Origin of the sequence: Streptosporangium sp. NPDC005286 (assembly GCF_040607515.1) — a bacterium.
In the GTDB taxonomy this organism is placed as follows: domain Bacteria; phylum Actinomycetota; class Actinomycetes; order Streptosporangiales; family Streptosporangiaceae; genus Streptosporangium.
Genome location: NZ_JBEXGU010000006.1, coordinates 51,453 through 72,310, shown reverse-complemented (window position 1 = coordinate 72,310; position 20,858 = coordinate 51,453). Strand labels below are relative to the sequence as shown.

Here is a 20,858-nt window from a genome sequence, read left to right as displayed (position 1 = left end):
CGGTCCCGCCGGTCAATTCCGGCACCTGTCCGCCGAGTAGAGGTGGCTGTCGGGGAACGCCGAGGCCGTCAGCACCCGCCCGACCACGATCACCGCCGTCCGCAGCACCCTGGCGGCCCTGACCCGCTCGGCGATGTCGGCCAGGGTGCCCCGCAGGATCACCTCGTCGTCCCTGCTCGCCCGGGCCACCACCGCGACCGGGCAGTCGGCGCCGTAGGCGGGGAGCAGTTCCGTGACGACCGCCTCGATCCGCTGCACGGCCAGGTGCAGCACCATGGTCGCCCGGCTCGCGCCGAGCGTGGCCAGGTCCTCGCCCTCCGGCATCGGCGTGGCACGCGCGGACGTACGGGTGAGGATGATGGACTGCCCGACTCCCGGCACGGTGAGCTCCCGCTTCAGCGAGGCCGCCGCGGCGGCGAAGGCCGGGACGCCCGGCACCACGTCGTACGGGATGCCGAGCGCGTCCAGCCGCCGCATCTGCTCGGCCATCGCGCTGAAGACGGAGGGGTCGCCCGAGTGCAGCCGGGCGACGTCCAGCCCGGCCGCGTGCGCGCCGGCCATCTCGGCGACGATCTCATCGAGGGTGAGCCCGGCGGTGTCCACCAGCCGTGCCCCGGGCGGGCAGTCGTCCAGCAGTTCGCGCGGCACCAGCGACCCGGCGTACAGGCACACCGGGGACGAGGCGATCACCCGCAGGCCGCGCACCGTGACGAGGTCGGCGGCTCCGGGGCCCGCTCCGACGAAACACACCCTGGCCGTCAAGACTCCTCCTTGACCGATGACCAGACGGTCACCGGCATCATCGTCCGCCAGCCGGTGAAGCCGCCGACCGGGGCGGCGCGGCCGACCGCGAGGCGCACCAGGTCTCCGCCGTGCCTGCCGTACCAGTCGGCCACGACCGCCTCGGACTCCAGGGTCACCGCGTTGACCACCAGCCTGCCGCCCGGCCTGAGCGCCGCCCAGCAGGTGCTCAGCACGCCGGGGACCGTCGCGCCGCCGCCGACGAAGACGGCGTCGGGCACGGCCAGCCCGGCGAGCGCGCCGGGGGCCGCGCCGACGACGACCTCCAGCTCGGGCACTCCCAGCGCGGCCGCGTTGCGCGCGGCCCGCTCCGCCCGGTCCCGGCGGCTCTCCACCGCGACGGCCCGGCACGCGGGATGGCAGCGCATCCACTCGATCGCGATGCTTCCCGCACCCGCGCCGACGTCCCACAGCAGCTCGCCGGGGACGGGCGCGAGGCGGGACATGGTGACCGCCCGCACCTCGCGCTTGGTCAGCTGCCCGTCGTGCTCGAACGCCTCGTCCGGCAGCCCGGGGACGCGGGGGAGCGGGACGTGTCCCGGGTCAGACATTGCCGAGCACCCGGGTCACCTGGATCTCGATCACGACACGGTCGGGGTTCACCCGGGGGGCGCGGTAGCGCAGCGCGTACCGGCGCTCGGCGTCGGCGACCTCCTCGGGGGTGTCCCGGAGCACCGCACGCCCCTCCAGGGTGGACCAGCGCCGCCCGTCGACCTGGCAGACGGCGGCCGGCGCGCCCGCCGGACCCGCGGCGGCCACCAACCGGCCCTTGTACGACCCGCGCGAGGTGATGACCCGGGCGATCGCCGTGCCGACGTCGAGCGTCACCCCGACGGGCACCACGTGCGGCGTCCCGTCGGATCGGACGGTGGTCAGCGTGCACAGGTGCCGCTCATGCCAGAACGCGTCGAACCCCTCGCCGAGCCCGGCCAGGTCCGGCCGCGTGGCCCCCACAAGCATCACGTCACCCCAATGGTCGTCGGTACGTTCACCCGATGACGAACCCCCGTGGCGTACCGTCGCGGGGTGCCGCCCTCTCCCGGTGCCGGGCAGGGCGCGCCGCACGTCACCCGTGGCGGGGCCAGAGTGTACTCGGAGACGGGGGTGACGGCCGAGGCCAGGGTCCTTCACACCGGGCCGGGCACGGCGTGGGTGAAGCCACCGTCCGGGTCAGACCGGGTCAGACGACCCGGACCCGCTCGGCAGCAGCAGCGCGACCAGCACGCCCACCCCGCACAGGGCGGCGGTGATCAGGAAGATCTCGCTGTACTCGGTGTGCAGCGCCGCCCTGACCTTCTCCTCGTACTCGGCCAGCCGGGTGGCGTACACGGCCGGGTCCACGCCGAAGGGCAGCGGGGTATCCAGGTCCGCGGTGAGAGACTGGAAGCGGTGGAAGCCCCAGGCGGACAGTGCGGCGACGCCGAGCAGCATGCCCATCATCCGGGCCACGACCACCGCCGCCGAGGCCACCCCGTGCTGGACGGCGGGGACGGCACGCAGCACCGCGGAGGAGACCGGTGCGATCACCAGACCCAGACCGAGACCGGCGACGATCAGGTCGGCGTCCATCCGGTACCCGGCCGAGGCGAGGTCCAGTGGCCACTGGCCGATGCGCACGTAGCCGACGCCTGCCAGCGCCAGCCCGATCACCGTCACCACGCGCTCACCGTACCGGCGGGACGCCAGGCCGCCCACCAGAGCGGCCACGGAGAGCGCGACCAGGAAGCGCGACAGCACCAGGGCGCCGTCCAGGGTGTCCAGGCGCAGCAGGGTCTGGGCCGACAACTGCACGTCGACCAGGGTGACCAGCAGCGCGGCGCCGGTCAGGAAGCTCACCCCGAGCGTGGCGAAGAACGGGCCGCGCAGCACCCCGGCCATGTCGATCAACCGGGTTCTGGCGCGCATCTCCCACACGACGAACACGGCGCCGGACACGACCCCGCCGACGATCGCCGGCAGGCCCCAGGGCGGGAGGACCGCCCCGCTCGGGTCGGGGTTGTAGAGACCGGCCACGAGCAGGCCGAGCGCGAGCGCCAGCAGCAGTCCGCCGACCACGTCGACGCGGTTGCCGCCGGTGCCGGTCCGGTCACGGCCGGGGGGCGGCACCGACCGCTGTACGGCGACCGCGGCCAGGACCACCAGCGGGATGTTCAGCCAGAAGATCGACCGCCAGCCGCCGAGTTGCACGCCGCCGAGCTGGAGGGTGGACGGGACCAGGGCGGCGAGGGCCGCGCCGTACAGGGGGCCCAGCACGCTGCCGAGCTCCTGGGCCGACCCCACGGCGCCGAGCGCCACCGGACGCTCGTCCTCATCCCACAGATCCCCGATCAGAGCCATGGTGATGGGCAGCAGCGCGCCGCCCGCGACCCCCTGCAGGGCCCGTCCGGCGACCAGCCAGGGCACCGTCTCACCCAGCGCGGTGATCACCGAGCCCGCCGCGAAGCCCGCCAGGCAGAGCTGGATGAGCGGGCGCCTGCCGTACCGGTCGGAGAGCTGGCCGAGCAGCGGCATGGCCGCGATGTAGCCGAGCAGGAAGCCGGTGACGATCGGGGTGGCCCGCTCCATGTGGTTGAGCGGGACGTCGACGTCCTTGGCGATGTCGATGAGGACCGTGACCACGACGTACGCGTCCAGCGCCGCCAGCAGCACCGCGGTGCCGCCGACGCCGAGGGCGGCCCGTCGCCGGGCCAGCCGGCCGCCGTCCTCCGGGACGGCGCGGGTCACCATCACTGGGCCGGAGCGGTGACCTGGACCGGCACGTCGTAGTCGCTGAAGACCACGATCACCTTGCCGCCGGTCAGTGGCAGATCCGCCTTGAGCAGGCGGCTGGTGGCCTTGTCGATCCAGAGCGTGCCGTCGACGCTCTGCGCGAGGCCGGGCACCATCGTGGCGAGCACCTGCTGGGAGAGCGTCGCCGAGACCCGGTAGGAGTCGACGCCGTTCACCTTCTCGGCCGCCTGGGTCTTCGGGTCCAGCGCGTTGCTCAGCAACTGTACGACGCCCTTCTCGGGGTTGAGGATGGCGGACGGGTCGTAGATCGCCGCCAGCTGGCTCCGCGACATCTTCTGGAAGCCTCCGGTCACCCCTTTGAAGTGGACGGTCTCCCCGATCAGCACGAAGCTGATCTCCTGAAGACTGCCCGCCACGTCGATCTGGATGGTGCCGTCCGCGTCGCCGGTTCCGCTGAGGCGGCCGGAGGCCTTCTTGACCGGCACCGCGGGAGCGCCCTCGGTCTCCATTGAGAAGGTCGCCGACTTCACGGCACGTGTCGCCTCCGCGGACTTCTTGACCAGTTCGGCTCCGCTGGGAAGGGCTGCCGTGGCGTCGGAGGCGTCGCCGCCGCTGCAGGCGGTGACCAGGGAGCACACGGTGAGCACCGCGGCGATGAAGATCCGGCGAGCAGACATGGGCGGATCGTAACGACAGCGCGGTCTACTAAGGGAGTACGGGCGGTATCGGTTTCGCGTCAGCGAATGTTTTTGAGGTGCTCCACCACCGGAGCGTAGGCGATTTCCAGCTCGATCAGCTGATCGTCGGTGAGCAGGTCGATGAAGTGCCGGCGCACGCCGGCCACGTGGTGCGGCGCGACCCTGTTAATGGTGTCCCAGCCGTGCGCGGTGAGGACGGCGAAGGTGCCGCGCCGGTCGTCGGCGCAGGTCTCCCTGGCGACCAGGCCGGCCTTCTCCATCCGGGAGATCTGGTGCGACAGCCGGCTGCGGGACTGGATCGTGGCGTCCGCCAGGTCGCTCATCCGCATGCGGTGACCGGAGATCTCCGACAGGTTCACCAGGATCTCGTAGTCGTTCACCGAGAGCCCGAAGGGCTGGAGTTCGCGGTCGAGGCGGTGTTCGAGGAGTTTGTGCGCGGCGAGGTGGGCACGCCACGCCCGCTGCTCGACTGACGACAGCCAGCGAGGCGTCTCGTCGTTCACCGGTCGCTCACCACTCTCGTGCCCCGCGCCGGTGACTCCGGTGACTTCGGCGGGTCCGCCCCCCGACCGACCACTCCGTTCGCCGGGCGAGGCCTGCTGCAGGGTCATGAATCAGAACCTACCTCAGAAGGCACCGATCACTCGTGGTAGGCGGTGTCAGCGCGGCCGGAGGGGGTTACCTCTCCGTCTTGCTCGGCGACGGTGCCGGGGATGATGTCGGGGACGGCTCGACGGTCTCGCCGTTCGGGTCGGTGACCAGTTCCTCGGCGGCGCCCATGACCGTGGCCGCGTTCACCTTCCACCGGCCTCCCGTCTTGATCAGGCTCAGCTCCATGTACGTGCCGAGCATGCGCCGGGTCCCCGCCGTGCTCGTGACCTGGGAGTCGACCACCGTGATCGCCTTCGCCCTGCCCTCGCCGACCGCTGAGACGTAGACGCCGCGGATCGAGGCCGAAGAGCTCGCCCGCATCGTGGTGATCACACCTTCGAGCGGGCTGAACGCCTCGTTGTAGGTCTTCTCGAAGTCCTCGCCGGAGATGGCGAAGACCCGGTCGCGGTAGGCCTGCAGGTCGGTGTGGTCGTAGGTCTGCAGGGCCACGGCGAACTCGCCCGCCCGGGTGGACACCGCCTCGCGGTCGGCCTTCTCCTGCGCCAGCCGGTCGGCGGCCATCCACTGGAGCACCGCGGTGGTCGCGGTCGCCGCGAACAGCATGGCCGCGACGGCACCGGCCAGCCTGCCCCGCCACGTGCTGAATCCGCTCTTCCCGCTACCCGCGGCCCCGTGCTCCCGCTCGGTCTCCGTGCTCGCCCCGGCGGGCGGTCCGGCCTCAGGTTCCTCATCGGCCTCCTGATCCTGGTCCGGAGCCGGGGGCGGGGCGTCCTCGGCGGGGTCGCGCCGGTGCTGTTCCGACGTGCGGGGGGTGGGGGTCAAGGGCTTACTCCTGTTCACGGCGGCGGGAGGCTCGGCCGACGGCGATCCAGCCGAGCACACCGCCGGAGATGGCGACCGCGGCGAAGATCGCAACGATGAGGGGGGTCATGTCCTGGGAGGATTCCGAGGTCCGGCCGGTGTCCGCGGCCGGTACCGGCTCCCGGCTCTCCTCAGGCGCCGGTGTCGCGTCGCCGGGTTCGGCGGTCGCTCCGTCCGCGGACTCGTCGTCGGCGTCTCCGCCGGCGTTCTCGTCGCCGGGGGCCTCCTCGTCCTTTCCGACCGCCACCTTGCTCGCGGGTCCCTTCGGGCAGGTGCGGAGCTTGGGGACCGTCGGGGGAGCCAGCGGATTGCGATACTCCCGCGCGGCCTTGGGGCCGCCGGGGACGCTGAAGATGAAGGCGGTCCTGCCGTACAGGCCGTCGGCCTGCCTGTCGCTCACGTCGGCGATCAGTGCCTGCGCGGTGGGTACGTTGCGGAGCAGGTGGTTGACGTTGTCGGGAGTACGGCCGCCGAACACCTTGCCGGGCTTGACGCCTCCGGCGGTCAGCAGACAGGACAGGCCGGGGCGTGCGGTGGTGAGCAGGGTGTTGACCTGCCGGAAGAAGCTCGGCCCGTGGTCGAGGGCGGCGTTCAGCTGCCTGCGGGACTCGCGGACCGCCCGGGTCACCGCGGCCAGGTCGTCCACCCCCTCGGACAGTTTCCCGCGCCTGTCCGCCAGGGTCCCGGTGAGCCGGGTGAGCTGCACCGACAACTCGTCCAGCACGTCGGTGTTCTCGGCGAGGGTCGCGGTGAGGTCGTGCGCGTTGTCGACGATCTCCCGGATCGAGGTCGTCCGCCCGTCCAGGCCGGTCGCCAGCTCCCCCACGATGGTCCGGGCGTCCTCGGCCGGCACCGCGTCGAGCAGCTTGCCGACACCGTCGAACAGCTTCCGGTAGTCGAGCGGCACCGAGGTGCTGGCCAGCGGGATGGTGGCGCCCGCGGCCAGGGTGGCGCCCTCGCCGCCGCCGGTTCCGCTCCTGGGCGGGGAGATCTCCACGTACGGCTCGCCGATGGCGGACTTGCGGCGCACCTCGGCGGTGACGTCCCGGGGCAGACGCACCCCGCGATCGATGCTCAGCGCGACAACGATCTTGCCGGGTGCCAGCTCCACGCCGCTGATCCGGCCGATCCGCACGCCGAGGTAGGCCACGTCGAAGCCCTCCACCAGGCCGGGGGAGGAGAGGAACTCGGCGTTGATCCGGTACGGCCGCTCGACGAGGTCCAGCTTGATGATGGTGGTGAACGCCCACACGGTCATCACGACGCCGAGCGCCGCGAAGAAGCCGAGGTTGATCCAGATGCGGTTCCTCATCGCGGCGGCCCCAGCAGCAGGCGGAAGTCGTCCACCGAGTTGGGCAGGCGGGGCCTGTCGCTCTTCTTCGGCTCGGGCAGCAGCAGCCCCTTGAGCCACACGGAGATCAGCAACTGGCCGTTCACCACGAGTGGTGGCTGGTCGAGGAAGCTCTGCACCCGGCTCACCAGCACCTTCAGGTCCTCCTTGCCGCGTACCGCCGAGGTGGAGACCGCGTCGAGCTCGCGCAGCAGGGTGCGCAGCCGGGCCTCGTGCCTGGGATAGATCGTGTCGTTGACCTCACGGGCCAGCGCGGTGAGCTCCCTGAGGGTCTTCTTGATGTGCCTGCGGCCGTGGTTCAGGCGGGCGGTGGCGTCGGCGAGCGTGCCGGGCAGCCGGTCCAGCTCCGCGGTGCCCTTGGCGAGTTCGTCGCCGAGCCTGGCCAGACCGTCGATGGTACGGGCCAGGTCCTCGCGGGACTCCGCGTAGGCGGTGGTGACCTCGGTGGTCTGCCGCAGGAGCCGGTTGAGGTCCTCGCCCTTGCCGCCGATCCCGGTCGCCGCCGCGTCCAGGACGGCGTTCACATCCTGGGCGCCGAGCGCGTCGATGAGCGGCCCGGCCCGCTCGGTGACCTGCTCGATGTCGGGTTTGACGGAGGTCACGGCGATGGTCGAGCCGCTTCGCATGAACGGCCCCGTCGTCATGTCCCGCCCTTCGGGAAGGTCCAGCTCGATGTAGTTCTCGCCGAGGATCGAGGTCTTGGCGACGATGGCGCTCGTCCCCTCGGGCACCTGGTTGCCGTCCTCGATGGACATGGTGACCTTCGCCCGGTAGCCCTCCAGCCGGATGTCGGTCACGCTGCCCACCCGTACGTCGGACACCTGAACGCTGTGTCCGGCCACCAGGCTCTGCACGTCGTCGAAGGTCGCGGTCAGGGTGAGCTCGCCGGTCGGCGCGCCCAGGGTCTGCAGGCTGCACGCCGCGCTCAGCCAGAGCACGGCCAGCCCGGCGACCGGGCGGGTCCACCGCCGCCACCGGCCCGCGATCTTTTGGCCCGCGCCCGCCGGTGTCCCCGGTCGTGTCCCCGAGGGCGTCTCCGTCCGCTCCCGTACTCCCGTGCCCATCAGCGGCCCCTCCCGCTGCCCTGCCAGGGGCAGTTGCTCAGCTCTCCCGGCAGGCAGGGCACCTTGCCCAGGCCCATGGCCTCGAAGAGCGGGGTCAGCCAGGCCCGCGTCAGCGCGTTGAGCACCACACGGATCTTGAGCACGTGGTTCTTCCTGTCCCACGACAGGATCATGTTGTCCAGGAACTTCCTGGTGCCCTCGATGCCCTCGGCCACCGACTCGCTGTTGACCTTGAGGGTCAGCACCAGCTCGGCGAGGTTGGCCACCCCCTTGGGCAGCCGCTCCTGGTACGCCTCGATCAGCACGTCACCGCGCTGCACGAACTCCGCCAGGCCGGTGATGAAGCGTTTCATCCGCTGCCGCTCGTCGGCGAGGGTGGCGCCCGCCTCGGCGAAGGCGTCGATGGTGGTCTTCACCTGCTTCTCGCGCCTGTTGAGGTTGGTGGCGATCCGGTTGAGGCCCCTGGCCAGCTCGATCAGCTGCTCGTCCTGCCCGGCGAGGGTGCGGGTCAGCGAGGCGGCGTCGGCGAGCGCGCCGTTGATCTGCTTGCCCCGGCCTCTGACGGTGTCGGCCAGGTTGCCGGCCACATCGCCCATCTTGTCGGTGTCGAGGGCGTCGGTGAGCTTGGTGAACGCCTCCAGGGCGTCGTCGATCTCCACCGGCAGGTCGGTCCGCTCCAGCGGGATCACCGCATCGGGTGCGATCTTCGGCTTGCCGGGTGTCCAGGGCGGGTGGAGCACCACGTTCCGCTCGCCCAGCGTGTTCTGCGCGGCCACGATGGCGTTGACATCGGCGGGCAGCGGTATCCCCCCGTCGATCAGCAGATCCGCCCGGACCCTGTCGCCCTCGACCGTGAGCTTCTCCACGGTCCCCGCGTCCAGGCCCAGCACCTTGACCTTCGCCTGCTCGTACAGCGAGGGGGCCGCGCTGAAGTAGGCGGTCAGCCGGTAGGGGCCGGCCCCGCCCGGCAGCAGCGAACACCCCCCGGTGGAGGCCAGCAGCACTCCCGCGAGCAGCGCCGCGATCACCCTGCGCGCCGGGGACCGCGCCGCGGTGCGGGCGCGGTGCGGGCGGCTCGCTCCTTGCTGTCCCTGTGCTGTCAACGGCTGTTCCTGTCCTTGCGGATGGCAGCCAGCACCTCGGGGTTGATCGGCCCCAGCCCGGTGGCGATGGCTTCTATCCACGGCCCGTGGCCGCCGGTCGTGGCGAGCCCGGAGAAGGTGGGGCCGACCCAGGCGAGCACCGAGTTGAGGTTCCTGCCGCTGGTGGAGTCGAGGCGGTTGCCGATGGCGGTCACGTCGTCGATCACCGTGATCAGGTCCTTCTCGTGCCGGGTGACCAGGGTGGTGATGCTGTTGACCAGGTCGCTGCCGTCGCCGAGCAGCGACTTCAGCTCGTCGCGGCGGAGCCGCAGCTCGTTGAGCATGATCTCGATCGAGTCGATCAGGCGGCCGATCTGCGCGTCCTTCTTCTCCAGCACGTCCATGATCTTGTTGCCGTTGTCCAGCAGCCGCCGCAACTGAGGCTCGCTCTCGCTGATGATCTCCGACAGCTCGCCGATGTTGTCCAGCAGCTTGCTGACTCTGCCCTGGCGGGCGGGCTTGAGCTCCGCCAGCTCGGCCAGGAGCCTGTCGACGGAGTCGGTGTCGAGCCGCTGCACCAGCCGGGTGGCGTCCTTGAGCGCGTCGGTGACCAGCACGGGGGTGCTCGTCCGGGACATGGGGATCCGCCGCTGCTCCTCGGGCAGCTCGTCCATGTACGGGCGGGTGACCGGCCCGGTGAGCCTGACGTAGCGCCCGCCCAGCAGGTTGGACAGGGCGATCTCGGCCCGGGTCTGCGGGCCTAGTCTGATCCCGTCGTCCACCCTCCAGGTCACCACGACGTGCCCCTGGGAGTAGTCGGCGCGGACCTCGGTGACCTTGCCGACCGTCACTCCCGCCACCCGGACGTCGTTGCCGGAACGCAGCCCGGCCGAGTCGGGCAGCACCGCCGACATCGGGTATCCCCCCTCCAGCAGCCCCAGGTTGCCGATGAGGAAGGTGACGACCAGCACGACGGTGAGGACCGTCATCGACACCAGGCCGACGACGGTCCTGTTGCGGTCGCGGAACGACTTGAGCGCCATCAGGACCCCACCAGAACCCGCCGCAGGTCACCGGTGTCGGACAGCTTGAAGGAGCCGCGCAGCGGCGGAGGGCTCTTCATCGGGTACGGGCAGGGCAGCGGGCCGAGCGCGAAGCAGGGCACGTACGCGGTGACGAAGTTGCCCTGGCCGGTCACCTGGAACGAGCGCCGCAGCGGCGGGGTGAGCGTGCCGAGGAGCCTTTCCACGCTGCCGATGTTGCGCCGGATGCCGCCGGTGAGCCGGGTCAGGTGGTCCACCACCCGGCCGAACTCCTGGGAGTTCGCGCCGAGCACCCGGTCGTTGACCCTGACCGTGGTGGACAGCTCCACCAGGGCGTCGTCGACCAGCTCGCGGTTGCGGGCGAACGCGCCGGTCAGCGTGACCAGGTTGTCGACCAGCTGGGCTATCTGCCGGTCCCTGCGGGCGACGACGTCGGTCACCGTGGCGTAGTCCTCCAGCAGCCCCTGGATGACCTTCCTACGTTCGGCGATCGTGCCGGTCAGGTCGTCGAGGTTGTCGACCAGTTTGGGGATGTTCTCCTGGTTGCCGTCCAGCGCCTCGCCCGCCGCGGTGAGCAACTGGTTGATCTGCTCGGGGTCGAGGCTGCGGGTGAGCGGGCCCAGGTCGCTCACGAGCTCGCCGATGTCGACCACCGAACTCGTCCGCTCCACGCGGGCGCCGTCGCCGAGCATCTCCCCGGCGGTGCCCGGCTCCAGATAGACCACTCGCTGCCCGATCGTGTTGCGCCAGCGGATCGCGGCCGAGCTGTCGGAGGGAACCCGTACATCCGTCCGTACGCTGAGCGTGACCTCGGCCCGGCCCGCGACCACCTCGATCGTGTCGACCTGCCCGACGGGCGCACCCGCGATCTTCACCTGGTCTCCCTCGTGCAGCCCGGAGACGTCGTCGAAGGTGGCGACGAGGCTGTAGGAGTCGCCCACGTCGACCCTGGCGATCTGGCCGCCGATCAGGACGATCAGCGTGCCCGTCACCAGGAGGAAGAGCACGAACTTGCCCAGCGTCCAGCGGCGCCGAACCTGCTCCGCGGATCCGGCCACGCGCTCACCCGCCCTTCGTGGAGCCGCACGCGCCGACGAAGAGCTCGCACACGTCCGTCGAGATGAAGGTCTCCATCTTGATCTGGGCGGTGCCGTTCGGGCCCTGTCCCGAGGACAGGTCGTTGAGTACGGCGAGCATCCGGTTCAGCCCTCGCACACCGTCTCCGGCGATGCCGAGCTGCGCGTACAGCAGGGAGGCGACGCGTTCCCCGGAGTTGACCGCGGCTTTGAGGTCGCGGCGGTGCTTGCGCAGGCCGTGCGCGGTCAGGTGGGAGACGTCGTCGAGTTCCTTGAGCAGGGCGCGTACCTTGTCGGCCCGCTTCAGCAGGTCGGGAGTGATCACATTGGCGTCCGCGGAGATGGCCACCAGCTCGTCGCCCTTGTCGGCCAGGGTCGCGCTGAGGTCCCCGGCGTCGCCGATGAACCGCTGGAAGTCGGCGCGGTGCCGGTGGGCCACCTCGATGACCCTTCCGGCGTCGCCGATGATCGCCCGCAGCTGCGGGCCCTTGCCGTCCAGGCCCCGGCCCAGGGTGTGCACGATGGTCGTGACGTCCTGCGGGTCGATCGCCTTCAGCCCCTCGTACGCGTCGGTGAGGGAGTCCGACAGGTCGGAGGGGGCCTCGGTCCTGGTGATGACCGCGCCGCTGAGCAGGTAGGGGCCGGAGGTCTCGCCGGAGCCGGGGACGAGGTTGACGAACTTGGGGCCGAAGACCGAGCTCGGCTCGATCGTGGCGGTGACGCTCTGGGGCACCCTGACTCCGAGGTCCACGTAGATGGCGACCACGGCCCGGCCCTGCCGGTCCAGGGTGACCGAACCGACCCCGCCCACCGTGATGCCGCGGATCTTGACGGGGGAGTTGGGGTCCAGGCCCTGGCCCGAACGGGTGAACACCGCGGTCAGCCGGGTGCCGCTCACCTCGGACGCACCCCGCACCACCGCGGCGACGGACACGGCCAGGACCAGCAGCACGACGATCGAGATCGCCAGCCTGATCGGCAGCGCCACCTCGCCCCTGGCCGCCATCCGGCTCACCCCGTCAGCTTCAGGCTGCTGCCGCCACCCCAGAACAGGTAGGACAGCAGCAGGTTGAGGAGGATGACCGTGACGATCGACTGCCGGATCGCCCGCCCGGCCGCGATGCCCACGCCGACCGGGCCGCCGGTGGCGTTGAACCCGTGGTAGCAGTGGATGCTGACCACGGCGAACGCGAAGACGATCACCTTGACCACGCTGTAGAAGATGTCGATCACCGGCAGGCCGAGGTAGAAGTAGTAGTCGTAGACGCCCGGCGACATGCCGAACAGGACGGTGCACATCAGCCGGGTGGCGAAGAAGCTGGCGAACAGCGCGATCAGGTAGACCGGGATCAGCGCGATCAGCGCGGCCACCACGCGGGTGCAGATGAGGTAGGTGAACGCGTTGATGGCCATCACCTCCAGCGCGTCGATCTCCTCGGAGATCCGCATGGCGCCGAGCTCGGCGGTGAAGGACGAGCCGACCTGGGCAGCGAGCGCGACCGCCGCGATGATCGGGGTGATCTCCCGCACGTTGGCGAAGCTGCCCACCAGCCCGATGAAGGACTCGGCTCCGATCGACTGCAGGCCCTGGTAGCCCTGGAGGCCGACGGTGGCACCGACCGCGAAGGCCATGGTGAACACCACGAAGACCATGCCGCCGCCGATGACCGTCGCACCGACGCCCACCACCACGTCGCTGACCTGGCGCAGGACGACCTTGGAGAACTTCAGCCGCAGGACGATGTCCCTGACCGAGTAGAAGACGACCTTCCACAGGAAGAGCGGCCAGTCCGACAGCGAGGCCAGCCGGTCCGCGCCGTCGCGGATCAGCCCGTACGCGCGAACCCCCGCGGTACGCACCTCCGGTACGACGGCCATCACATCGCCCTCGGCGGATAGGCGAGAAAGTAGATCATGGTGATCACGTAGTTGACCGCGAAGACCAGTATGAACGTGACGACCGTCGACTGGTTCACCGCGCGGCCCACGCCGACCGGGCTGGTCTGGCAGGTCATGCCGAAGTAGCACGACATGATGGCCGCGATGAAGCCGAAGATCCAGGCTTTGAGCAGCGTCACCAGCAGGTCGCTGGTGACCAGCAGCGAGACCGCGCCGTCGAAGTACGCGCCGGGCGTGACGCCCTGGACGATGACGTTGAAGAAGTAGCCGCCGCCCGCCCCGGCCACGATGACCAGCGGTACCAGCAGCACCGCCACCGTACTCGCCGCCCAGAGCCGGGGGGTGACCAGGCGGTGGATCGGGTTGACCGCCATCACCTCCATGGCGGCCAGCTCGTCGCGGATGTTGCGGGCGCCGATGTCGGAGGTCATGGCCGAGCCCCCGGCTCCGGCGATCAGCAGGGCGGAGGCCATCGGGGCGACCTCGCGGACCAGGCCGACGACCACCGCGCCGCCGGTGGCGGAGGAGGCGCCCAGCTGCCAGGCCAGCTGGCCCACCTGCAGGGCGACGGTCGCGCCCAGCGGGAGCGAGACCAGCAGCACGGGCAGGCTCGTGACGCGGGCCAGGAACCAGCACTGCTGGACGAACTCCCAGAACCAGGTCCTGACGTCCCAGGTGCGGCGGAAGCCCTCAAGGGCGATCACTGACATGTCGCCGACCCGGTCCAGCACGCCGGTCGTCCGGCGGACCAGGTAACCGGTGACCCTCGTCCGCCCGCCGACCGCCATCAACCCGCCGTCCGTTGAGCCATGACCACCTCGGAACTAGCGACTCCGACCATGGACCAGCCACGCTACTGACGGGTATTCCAGTAAGTCGATGCTTCCCAAGTAATTTGATGAAAAGGTATGACCCCCACCTTTTAACTTGTCAGCCCCTCACATTTTCCTCCCGCCTTCCCGTGCGGACGCGCCCCTCCGCGCCCCACGAGAACCGCTTCACCTACGAGCCCATCAGGCCGCGCCGGCACACCCTCCCATCCACTTCTCGATCTCGTCCGGGTGGCGGGGCAGACCGCCTGACATGAGGCGGGCGCCGTCGGCCGTGATGACGAGGTCGTCCTCGATGCGCACCCCGATGCCGCGCAGCTCCGGCGGCAGCGTCAGGTCGTCAGGCTGCAGGTAGAGGCCGGGTTCGACGGTCAGCACCTGGCCCTCCTCCAGCACACCGTCCAGATAGACCTCCGCGCGGGCACTGGCGCAGTCGTGCACGTCCATGCCGAGCATGTGGCCGCTGCTGCACAGCGTGTAGCGGCGGTACAGGCCGCTGTCCGGCTCCATCGCCTCGTCCGCGCTGATCTTCAGCACGCCCCAGTCACGCAGTCCCTCCGCGATGACCCGCATGGCCGCACCGTGGAAGTCGCGGAAGCTCGCACCGGGCCGCAGGACGGCGATCGCCGCCTCCTGGGCCTCGTACACCAGCTCGTAGACCTGGCGCTGGACCGGGTCGAAGCGCCCGGAGAGCGGCAGGGTCCTGGTGATGTCGGCGGTGTAGAGGTGGTCGGTCTCCACGCCCGCGTCGAGGAGGAGCAACTCGCTCTCGTTCAGCCGCCCGTCGTTGCGGATCCAGTGCAGCACACACGCGTTCGCGCCGGAGGCCGCGATGCTGTCGTAGCCGACCGCGTTGCCCTCCAGCCGGGAGCGGAGGCCGAAGACCCCCTCCAGGTAGCGCTCGCCGCGCCGGTGTCCCAGGGCGGCGGGCAGGGCCCGCACCACGTCCTCGAACCCGCGCGTGGTCGCGTCCACCGCGAACTGCAGCTCCGCGATCTCCCAGTCGTCCTTGATCAGCCGCATCTCGGACAGGAACGCCTCCAGCTCCTCGTCCCCGTCGCCGGGCGCGACTCGCCCGTCCACCGACGCGTCCACCCCGCGCAGCACCCGCGCGGGCCCGCCGAGCACGTCGTCGAGCCTGTCGATCGGCGCGCAGGCGATCTGGTACAGCGCCTCCGCCTCGGCCAGGTCGGGGCGGCGGCCGACCCAGAACTCGCCGTAGCGGCGGTCGCGGTAGAACTCCTGCCCGGCCTGTCCCGGCGCCGACCGCACCGAGCGGGGGCGCAGGAACAGGACGGCCTCCCCGGAGGGCTCGACGACCAGCACGTCGTCGGGTTCCTGGTCACCGGTGAGGTAGGCGAACGCGCTGTGCGTCCGGAACCGGTAGTCGCTGTCGTTGCTACGCGCCTTGAGCGTGCCGGACGGGACGACCAGCCGCTCACCGGGGAAGCGGGCGGCGAGCGCGGCGCGCCGCTTGGCGGTGTAGGCGGCCTGTGGCAGCGCGGCCAGGTCGTCGCGGTGGGTGTCGGCCCAGCCGGTGTTCATGAACTCGGCGAGGGCGTCGGAGACCGGCAGGTCGTGGCTGCCGGTATTGAGCTTCTGGGTCATTTTGTCCCCGGGCGCGAAGGTCTGCGGTCCCTCCCACGCTAGCCCGGAGCGACGGGCCCCGCACCTTCGTCGCCGGGGGTGCGGGGCGCCGCCGTGAACCGCGGATCAGCCCACCGGGACCTGGTAGGTCTTGGCCAGGTCGGAGGTGGCGGCCTCCTTGAAGATCACCGCGCCGCCCAGGGCGTCCTTGTCCGGCTTGGCGACGTACGACAGCAGTGAGGCGGGCTTGTCGAACGTGGTGAAGTCCATGACGGCACCGAACTCCGCGCCCCAGGCCGACTGGCCGCGGTGCGCGGCGACCACGGCGGCCCGGGTCAGGTCCTTGCCCTCGCAGGCCTTCTTGAGCGCGTCGACGACGATCGCCGCCGCCGAGTAGCCGGCGGAGACACCGCTGTCGATGGCCGCGTCCGGATACTTCGCCGCGTAGTCGGCGGCCAGCTTCTTCATGGCCGGCTGGTCGGCGCTGATCGGGGTGCCGGCGGTGATGTAGTAGAAGTCCCTCAGCAGTGCGGGACCCGCCGGGGTGGGCAGCAGCTGCGGGGAGTAGGCCGAGTTGCTGCCGACGAACGGCACGTCCATGCCCTTGGCGAGCGAGACGCCGACGAGCGAGGCGGTCTGCCTGGGGCCGACGGAGACCAGGACGGCCTTGACGCCCTCGGCCTTGAAGGCGGCGACCTGGGCGCTCATGTCCTGGTCGGTGGCCTTGATCTTCTGCTCCACGAGCTTGAGGCCGAGCTTCTCCGCCGCGTACTTGGAGCCGTTCAGCGCGCTCTCGCCGTAGTCGCCCTCGAAGTACAGGTGGCCGATCTTGTCGCCGGACTTGATGCCCTTCTCCTTGGCGAGGAAGTCCACCCCGTTGATCATGTCGATGTCGTAGGTCGTCCCGGTGACCTGGATGGGCTTGCTGCCGAGCAGCCCGGTCGCCCACGCCTGCGGGATGGTGAGCATGTCGTCGGCCTCGATGCGCTGCTTGACCGCGTTGACCATGGGCGAGCCGACGACGTGGGCGAGGGCCACCACCTTCGGGGAGATCTCGGTGTAGGCCGCGACCGCCTTCTGCACGTCGTAGCCGTGGTCACGGACCAGAGCCTCCAGCTGCCGCCCGCACACGCCCCCCGCCGCGTTCGCCTGCTCGAAGTAGAGCTGCTGTGCCTGGGTCAGGCTCTTGCCGAAGGAGGCGTACGGGCCGGTGAGGTCGGTCATCAGGCCGATTGTGATCTTGTCGGCGGTGACGCCGGGGCCGGTCTTCACGCCGTCCCCCCCGACGGCGGAGGGGGCGGCCGCACCCCCGGTGGCCTTCTCGCTGGCGCACGCGGTGACGGCCAGGGCCAGGAGGGCGAGTACCGCGATTCGTCGGACCGGGGTTCTTGGAATTCCCATGTCAGTTCCTTGTGTCGGGGGAGGTGGAGGAGAGCGGGGTCTTCCTCGTCGCGGGGACCGGGGCGGGCCGCCGGGTCACGGCGAGGCGCAGGCGCCTGGCGAGGCCGAGCAGCCCGCCGGGCAGGAAGAGGACGATGACGACGACGGCGGCGCCGTACAGGATGCGGGACGCCTCGGCGGGTGAGACCCCGGCTGAGCCGGGCTCGGCCACCAGCGGCAGGGCGTCGCTGTAGCGGCTGAGCAGCTGGGGGAGCAGGGAGATGAAGAACGCGCCGATCACCGCGCCCGCGACGGAGCCGAGGCCGCCGATGATGATCATCGCCAGGTAGTCGAGGGAGAGCAGCAGGCCGAAGTAGTCGGGTACGGTGCGCTGGAAGACCAGCGCGATCAGGACCCCGGCCAGCCCTCCGTACATCGACGACAGCACGAACACCCCGGCGCGGTAGCGGGCCACCGGCACGCCCATCACCCCGGCCGCGATCTCGTGGTCGCGGATGGTGTTCATGGCCCGTCCCGGCCGGCCGCGTAGCACCCCGCGGGCGAACAGCGCCGCGCAGGTCAGCACGGCCAGCCCGAGGAACCACAGGCGCTCCAGCGACCCGAACGGCACCTGGGCGACCACCAGTTCGGGGGAGTCGGCGAACACGAATCCGAACAGTTCCATCGGCGGCACCGCCCGCCCGTTGTAGCCGCCCGTCACGGGTTCGGCGTTGAACAGCACGTGCTGGCCGACGAAGATCAGCGCGAGGGTGGCGATGCCGAGGTACGCGCCCTTCAGGCGTCCCGCGATGGGGCTGAACACCCCACCCGCGACACCCGCGGTGAGCACCGCGAGCAGTGCCGCGACCGGCGTGGGCAGGCCGAGGCCGCCGAGGGCGTGCGCGCCGCCCTCCGGTTCGGCGGCGAAGTAGACGTAGGCGTACGCGCCGACCGCGAGGAAGAACGCGTGGCCCATGGAGAGCTGGCCGGTGGCACCGGTCAGCAGGTTGAGGCCGATCGCCCCGATCGCCGCCGACATCGCGAAGAGCCCGGCCTGCAGCCAGAAGCCCTCCAGGTAGAACGGTACGGCGACCGCCACCGCGACCAGCACGACACAGGAGAGGATGACCTTCTTAGACACGTGCCAGCTCCCTCGTCCCGAACAGCCCCGCGGGGCGGATGAGCAGGACCACGATCATCACGAGGAACGGCGCGACGTCGCCGATACCCCGGCCGAGGAAGACCAGGTCGTTCTGGTAGCCGCTCATCATCGCCTCGGTGACACCGATGATCAGCCCGCCGGCCAGTGCCCCGGTGGTGGAGTCGAGGCCGCCGAGGATCGCCGCGGGGAACGCCTTCATCGCCGCGAAGGTGGTGCTGCGATCCAGACCCGGTGTGGGGAAGACGCACAGGAAGAGCGCGGCGACGGCGGCGAGCGCCCCGGCGACCGCCCAGGCCCCCATCGAGACCCGCCCGCGCCGCACGCCCATCAGCGCGGCGGTCTCGGTGTCCTCCGCGGTGGCGCGCATGGCGATACCCCAGTTCGTGTACTTGAACGCCAGCAGGAACGCGGAGATCAGGATCGCGGCGACGGCCAGCGCGACAAGCCGGGTCTCGGCGATGCTGACGCCTCCCAGATGCAGCACCCGGTCGCGCCACGGGTCGCCCAGGGCGAGCACGTCGGTGCCGATCTGCCTGGTGAGCTCGGTGGTCAGCACGATGTCGACACCGATCGTCACGATCGCGAGGACGCTGTGCGAGATGACATTCGCCCTGCGGATGATCAGGAATTCGATCAGGGCGCCCACGACCGCCGCGCCGGCGATGCCCAGCAGCAGCGCGGTCCAGAAGCCGATCAGCGGGTGCAGCCTCGCGACCACGAATCCGCCGACCAGCAGCAGCGAGGCGTGGGCGAAGTTCACCACCTCGGTCGCCTTGAAGATGATCACGAAGCCCAGGGCGATCAGCGCGTACACCGCTCCGACGGAGATGCCGTTCACCAGGAGTTCGAGAAAGGTGATCATGAGGTGACCTCCTCGGTCCCGCTCGCGGTCGTGCTCTCGGCCGCCGCGCCCAGATAGGCGCGGACGACCTCGGGATCGTTCTGCACCTCGCCGGGCGGGCCGTCCGCGATGCGCCTGCCGAAGTCCAGGACCGTCACCGCGTCGGCGAGCCGCATGACCATCCCCATGTCGTGCTCGACCAGCAGGATCGAGATGCCGAGGCTCTCCCGTACCGCGACGATCAGTTCGGCCATGTCGCGGCGCTCGCCGCCGTTCATGCCGGCGACCGGCTCGTCCAGCAGCAGCAGTCGCGGTTCCATGCACAGTGCCCGTGCCAGTTCCACGCGCTTCTGCACGCCGTACGACAGGAGTCCGACGGGCGTGGCCAGGTGCTCGGAGAGCCCGACGAACGCGGCGATCTCGGTCACCCGCCCGCCGTGCGCGGCGGCCTCGCGCCGGGCCGACGGCAGCCGCAGCCCGGCGGAGAGGAACCCGGCGCGGGTCAGCCGGTGGCGGCCGAGCATCAGGTTGTCCCGCACCGACAGCATCGGCGACAGCGCGATGTTCTGGAAGGTGCGCGCCACGCCCAGGGCGGCGATGCGGTGCGGGGCCAGGGCGGTCAGTTCCGCGTCGCCGAACCGCACGCTGCCCGAGGTGGCCCGGTAGACGCCCGACAGGACGTTGAAGCAGGTCGACTTGCCCGCCCCGTTGGGCCCGATCACAGCGTGCACACTGCCGGGCTCGACGGTGAAGCCGACCGCGTCCAGCGCGGTGAGCCCGGCGAAGCGCACCGTCACCTCGCGCACGTCGAGCCGGGGAACGGAGGTGTCCTTACCGCTCACGCGGACCACCTCGCCAGCACGGGACGGGCGTCGGCCGCCCCCGCGGGCGCGTCCGCGGGGGCGGCCTCGATGCCCAGGTAGCGGCGGCGCACCTCGTCGCTCGCGGCGAGTTCGGCGGCCGGTCCCGACAGGACCACCTCTCCGACCTCCAGCACGTAGGCGTGCGAGGCCAGGGACAGGGCCATGGCGGCGTTCTGCTCCACCAGGAGCACCGTGGTCCCCCCGGCGTTGATCTCGCGAACGGTGTCGGCGATCCGGGCGGCCATCATCGGCGCCAGGCCGAGGGTGGGCTCGTCGAGCAGGAGCATCCTCGGTCTGGCCATCAGCGCGCGGCCGATGGCGAGCATCTGCTGCTCGCCCCCGGACAGCAGTCCCGCGCGCTGCCCGGCGCGCTCGGCGAGCACGGGGAAGAGCGTGAGCACCTTCTCTCTCGCCTCGGCCGCCGACCGCCGGTCGGGCGCGCCGAGTGCACCGGCCCGCAGGTTCTCCGCCACGGTCATCCGGGCGAAGACCCGGCGGCCCTCGGGTACCTGGACGACGCCGCCGGCCACGACGGCCGAGGTGGTGGCGCCGGAGAGCCGCGTCCCGCCGAAGGTGACCTCGCCCGCGGTGATCCCGCCCCGGTGGAACCGGAGGGTGCCCGATATGGCGCGCAGCAGGGTGGACTTCCCCGCGCCGTTGCCGCCGAGCACCGCGACGACCGAACCGCGCGGGACGTCCAGCGAGACACCCCGCAGGGCCAGGACCGGGCCGTAGCTCACCGCCAGATCCCTGACGACCAGCCCGGAGTCTTCGGGCGGGCGAGGGTCGTGCACGTCCATGTGTTCCTCCTGTACAGCCGATGAACGCACCCAACCGAGGTGGTTCACCGGCGTCCAGAGGGCCAGGTGAAGTCGGGGCGGGCGCCCATGCCGGGCGGGGCGCGGTTGTGCGCGAGTACAACCCCGGATCACGAAACAGAACAGAACCTTGTTCCATTGCCTGACTTGCTGACACGAT

General features: G+C 71.0%; 20 protein-coding genes and 1 pseudogene. All 21 read right to left on the bottom strand.

Annotated features, from left to right (window positions below; all coding sequences use genetic code 11):
- Positions 1-12 precede the first annotated feature (12 nt).
- Positions 13-762, bottom strand: coding sequence for a precorrin-4 C(11)-methyltransferase (gene cobM, locus ABZU75_RS04220; protein WP_355549323.1), 750 nt, complete (start codon positions 760-762; stop codon positions 13-15).
- A pseudogene (cbiT, locus tag ABZU75_RS04215) lies at positions 759-1,328 on the bottom strand (precorrin-6Y C5,15-methyltransferase (decarboxylating) subunit CbiT); the annotation flags it as partial. The pseudogene cbiT and the gene cobM, both read right to left, overlap by 4 nt.
- A 16-nt stretch (positions 1,329-1,344) precedes the next feature.
- Positions 1,345-1,761, bottom strand: coding sequence for a pyridoxamine 5'-phosphate oxidase family protein (locus ABZU75_RS04210; protein WP_350922577.1), 417 nt, complete (start codon positions 1,759-1,761; stop codon positions 1,345-1,347).
- Between the two features lie 210 nt (positions 1,762-1,971).
- Positions 1,972-3,528: an MFS transporter gene (locus ABZU75_RS04205; protein WP_355549320.1), complete on the bottom strand. Its 1,557-nt coding sequence runs from the start codon at positions 3,526-3,528 to the stop codon at positions 1,972-1,974.
- Positions 3,528-4,208: an LppX_LprAFG lipoprotein gene (locus ABZU75_RS04200; protein WP_350922572.1), complete on the bottom strand. Its 681-nt coding sequence runs from the start codon at positions 4,206-4,208 to the stop codon at positions 3,528-3,530. The genes ABZU75_RS04205 and ABZU75_RS04200 overlap by 1 nt, the downstream gene beginning before the upstream one ends.
- Positions 4,209-4,267: 59 nt before the next feature.
- Positions 4,268-4,732, bottom strand: coding sequence for a MarR family transcriptional regulator (locus ABZU75_RS04195; RefSeq protein WP_355549417.1), 465 nt, complete (start codon positions 4,730-4,732; stop codon positions 4,268-4,270).
- A gap of 175 nt (positions 4,733-4,907) precedes the next feature.
- Positions 4,908-5,663: a hypothetical protein gene (locus ABZU75_RS04190; RefSeq protein ID WP_355549317.1), complete on the bottom strand. Its 756-nt coding sequence runs from the start codon at positions 5,661-5,663 to the stop codon at positions 4,908-4,910.
- A 4-nt stretch (positions 5,664-5,667) separates the two neighbouring features.
- Positions 5,668-7,014 (bottom strand): MCE family protein, encoded by a 1,347-nt coding sequence (locus ABZU75_RS04185; protein WP_355549315.1) that lies wholly within the window; start codon positions 7,012-7,014, stop codon positions 5,668-5,670.
- On the bottom strand, positions 7,011-8,117 hold the full coding sequence (locus ABZU75_RS04180; RefSeq protein WP_355549313.1) for an MCE family protein: 1,107 nt from the start codon (positions 8,115-8,117) through the stop codon (positions 7,011-7,013). Before ABZU75_RS04180 ends, ABZU75_RS04185 begins: the two co-directional genes overlap by 4 nt.
- Positions 8,117-9,220 (bottom strand): MCE family protein, encoded by a 1,104-nt coding sequence (locus ABZU75_RS04175; RefSeq protein ID WP_355549311.1) that lies wholly within the window; start codon positions 9,218-9,220, stop codon positions 8,117-8,119. Before ABZU75_RS04175 ends, ABZU75_RS04180 begins: the two co-directional genes overlap by 1 nt.
- On the bottom strand, positions 9,217-10,242 hold the full coding sequence (locus tag ABZU75_RS04170; RefSeq protein ID WP_355549309.1) for an MlaD family protein: 1,026 nt from the start codon (positions 10,240-10,242) through the stop codon (positions 9,217-9,219). Before ABZU75_RS04170 ends, ABZU75_RS04175 begins: the two co-directional genes overlap by 4 nt.
- Positions 10,242-11,300 carry an MlaD family protein gene (locus tag ABZU75_RS04165; protein WP_355549307.1) on the bottom strand — a complete coding sequence of 353 codons (1,059 nt, stop codon included), beginning with the start codon at positions 11,298-11,300 and terminating at the stop codon, positions 10,242-10,244. The genes ABZU75_RS04170 and ABZU75_RS04165 overlap by 1 nt, the downstream gene beginning before the upstream one ends.
- Positions 11,301-11,304: 4 nt before the next feature.
- The gene (locus ABZU75_RS04160) at positions 11,305-12,324 is read right to left on the bottom strand and encodes an MCE family protein (protein WP_355549415.1); all 1,020 of its coding nucleotides are present in this window, start codon (positions 12,322-12,324) and stop codon (positions 11,305-11,307) included.
- Positions 12,325-12,329: 5 nt separating this feature from the next.
- Positions 12,330-13,196 carry an ABC transporter permease gene (locus ABZU75_RS04155; RefSeq protein WP_355549305.1) on the bottom strand — a complete coding sequence of 289 codons (867 nt, stop codon included), beginning with the start codon at positions 13,194-13,196 and terminating at the stop codon, positions 12,330-12,332.
- Positions 13,196-14,005, bottom strand: coding sequence for an ABC transporter permease (locus ABZU75_RS04150; RefSeq protein ID WP_355549303.1), 810 nt, complete (start codon positions 14,003-14,005; stop codon positions 13,196-13,198). Before ABZU75_RS04150 ends, ABZU75_RS04155 begins: the two co-directional genes overlap by 1 nt.
- 225 nt (positions 14,006-14,230) lie before the next feature.
- A complete protein-coding gene (locus tag ABZU75_RS04145) occupies positions 14,231-15,655 on the bottom strand; it encodes an aminopeptidase P family protein (RefSeq protein ID WP_355549301.1) in 1,425 nt (474 codons plus the stop codon).
- Positions 15,656-15,760: 105 nt separating this feature from the next.
- Complete coding sequence (locus ABZU75_RS04140; RefSeq protein ID WP_355549299.1) at positions 15,761-17,035, bottom strand: ABC transporter substrate-binding protein; 1,275 nt, start codon at positions 17,033-17,035, stop codon at positions 15,761-15,763.
- 1 nt (position 17,036) lies between these two features.
- A complete protein-coding gene (locus tag ABZU75_RS04135; RefSeq protein ID WP_355549297.1) occupies positions 17,037-18,155 on the bottom strand; it encodes a branched-chain amino acid ABC transporter permease in 1,119 nt (372 codons plus the stop codon).
- On the bottom strand, positions 18,148-19,038 hold the full coding sequence (locus tag ABZU75_RS04130; RefSeq protein WP_355549295.1) for a branched-chain amino acid ABC transporter permease: 891 nt from the start codon (positions 19,036-19,038) through the stop codon (positions 18,148-18,150). Before ABZU75_RS04130 ends, ABZU75_RS04135 begins: the two co-directional genes overlap by 8 nt.
- Positions 19,035-19,859, bottom strand: a complete 825-nt coding sequence (locus tag ABZU75_RS04125) for an ABC transporter ATP-binding protein (RefSeq protein ID WP_355549293.1) — start codon at positions 19,857-19,859, stop codon at positions 19,035-19,037. The genes ABZU75_RS04130 and ABZU75_RS04125 overlap by 4 nt, the downstream gene beginning before the upstream one ends.
- Positions 19,856-20,680, bottom strand: a complete 825-nt coding sequence (locus ABZU75_RS04120) for an ABC transporter ATP-binding protein (RefSeq protein ID WP_355549291.1) — start codon at positions 20,678-20,680, stop codon at positions 19,856-19,858. The genes ABZU75_RS04125 and ABZU75_RS04120 overlap by 4 nt, the downstream gene beginning before the upstream one ends.
- Between the last annotated feature and the right edge of the window lie 178 nt (positions 20,681-20,858).

What these genes read in the sequence shown, in the direction of transcription:
- ABZU75_RS04130 (WP_355549295.1), bottom strand. Translation starts at nt 19,038, where the DNA reads ATGATCACCTTTCTCGAACTCCTGGTGAACGGCATCTCCGTCGGAGCG.
- ABZU75_RS04160 (WP_355549415.1), bottom strand. Translation starts at nt 12,324, where the DNA reads ATGGCGGCCAGGGGCGAGGTGGCGCTGCCGATCAGGCTGGCGATCTCG.
- ABZU75_RS04180 (WP_355549313.1), bottom strand. Translation starts at nt 8,117, where the DNA reads ATGGGCACGGGAGTACGGGAGCGGACGGAGACGCCCTCGGGGACACGA.
- ABZU75_RS04145 (WP_355549301.1), bottom strand. Translation starts at nt 15,655, where the DNA reads ATGACCCAGAAGCTCAATACCGGCAGCCACGACCTGCCGGTCTCCGAC.
- ABZU75_RS04205 (WP_355549320.1), bottom strand. Translation starts at nt 3,528, where the DNA reads ATGGTGACCCGCGCCGTCCCGGAGGACGGCGGCCGGCTGGCCCGGCGA.
- ABZU75_RS04120 (WP_355549291.1), bottom strand. Translation starts at nt 20,680, where the DNA reads ATGGACGTGCACGACCCTCGCCCGCCCGAAGACTCCGGGCTGGTCGTC.
- ABZU75_RS04150 (WP_355549303.1), bottom strand. Translation starts at nt 14,005, where the DNA reads ATGGCGGTCGGCGGGCGGACGAGGGTCACCGGTTACCTGGTCCGCCGG.
- ABZU75_RS04155 (WP_355549305.1), bottom strand. Translation starts at nt 13,196, where the DNA reads ATGGCCGTCGTACCGGAGGTGCGTACCGCGGGGGTTCGCGCGTACGGG.
- ABZU75_RS04140 (WP_355549299.1), bottom strand. Translation starts at nt 17,035, where the DNA reads ATGGGAATTCCAAGAACCCCGGTCCGACGAATCGCGGTACTCGCCCTC.
- ABZU75_RS04170 (WP_355549309.1), bottom strand. Translation starts at nt 10,242, where the DNA reads ATGGCGCTCAAGTCGTTCCGCGACCGCAACAGGACCGTCGTCGGCCTG.
- ABZU75_RS04200 (WP_350922572.1), bottom strand. Translation starts at nt 4,208, where the DNA reads ATGTCTGCTCGCCGGATCTTCATCGCCGCGGTGCTCACCGTGTGCTCC.
- ABZU75_RS04185 (WP_355549315.1), bottom strand. Translation starts at nt 7,014, where the DNA reads ATGAGGAACCGCATCTGGATCAACCTCGGCTTCTTCGCGGCGCTCGGC.
- ABZU75_RS04210 (WP_350922577.1), bottom strand. Translation starts at nt 1,761, where the DNA reads ATGCTTGTGGGGGCCACGCGGCCGGACCTGGCCGGGCTCGGCGAGGGG.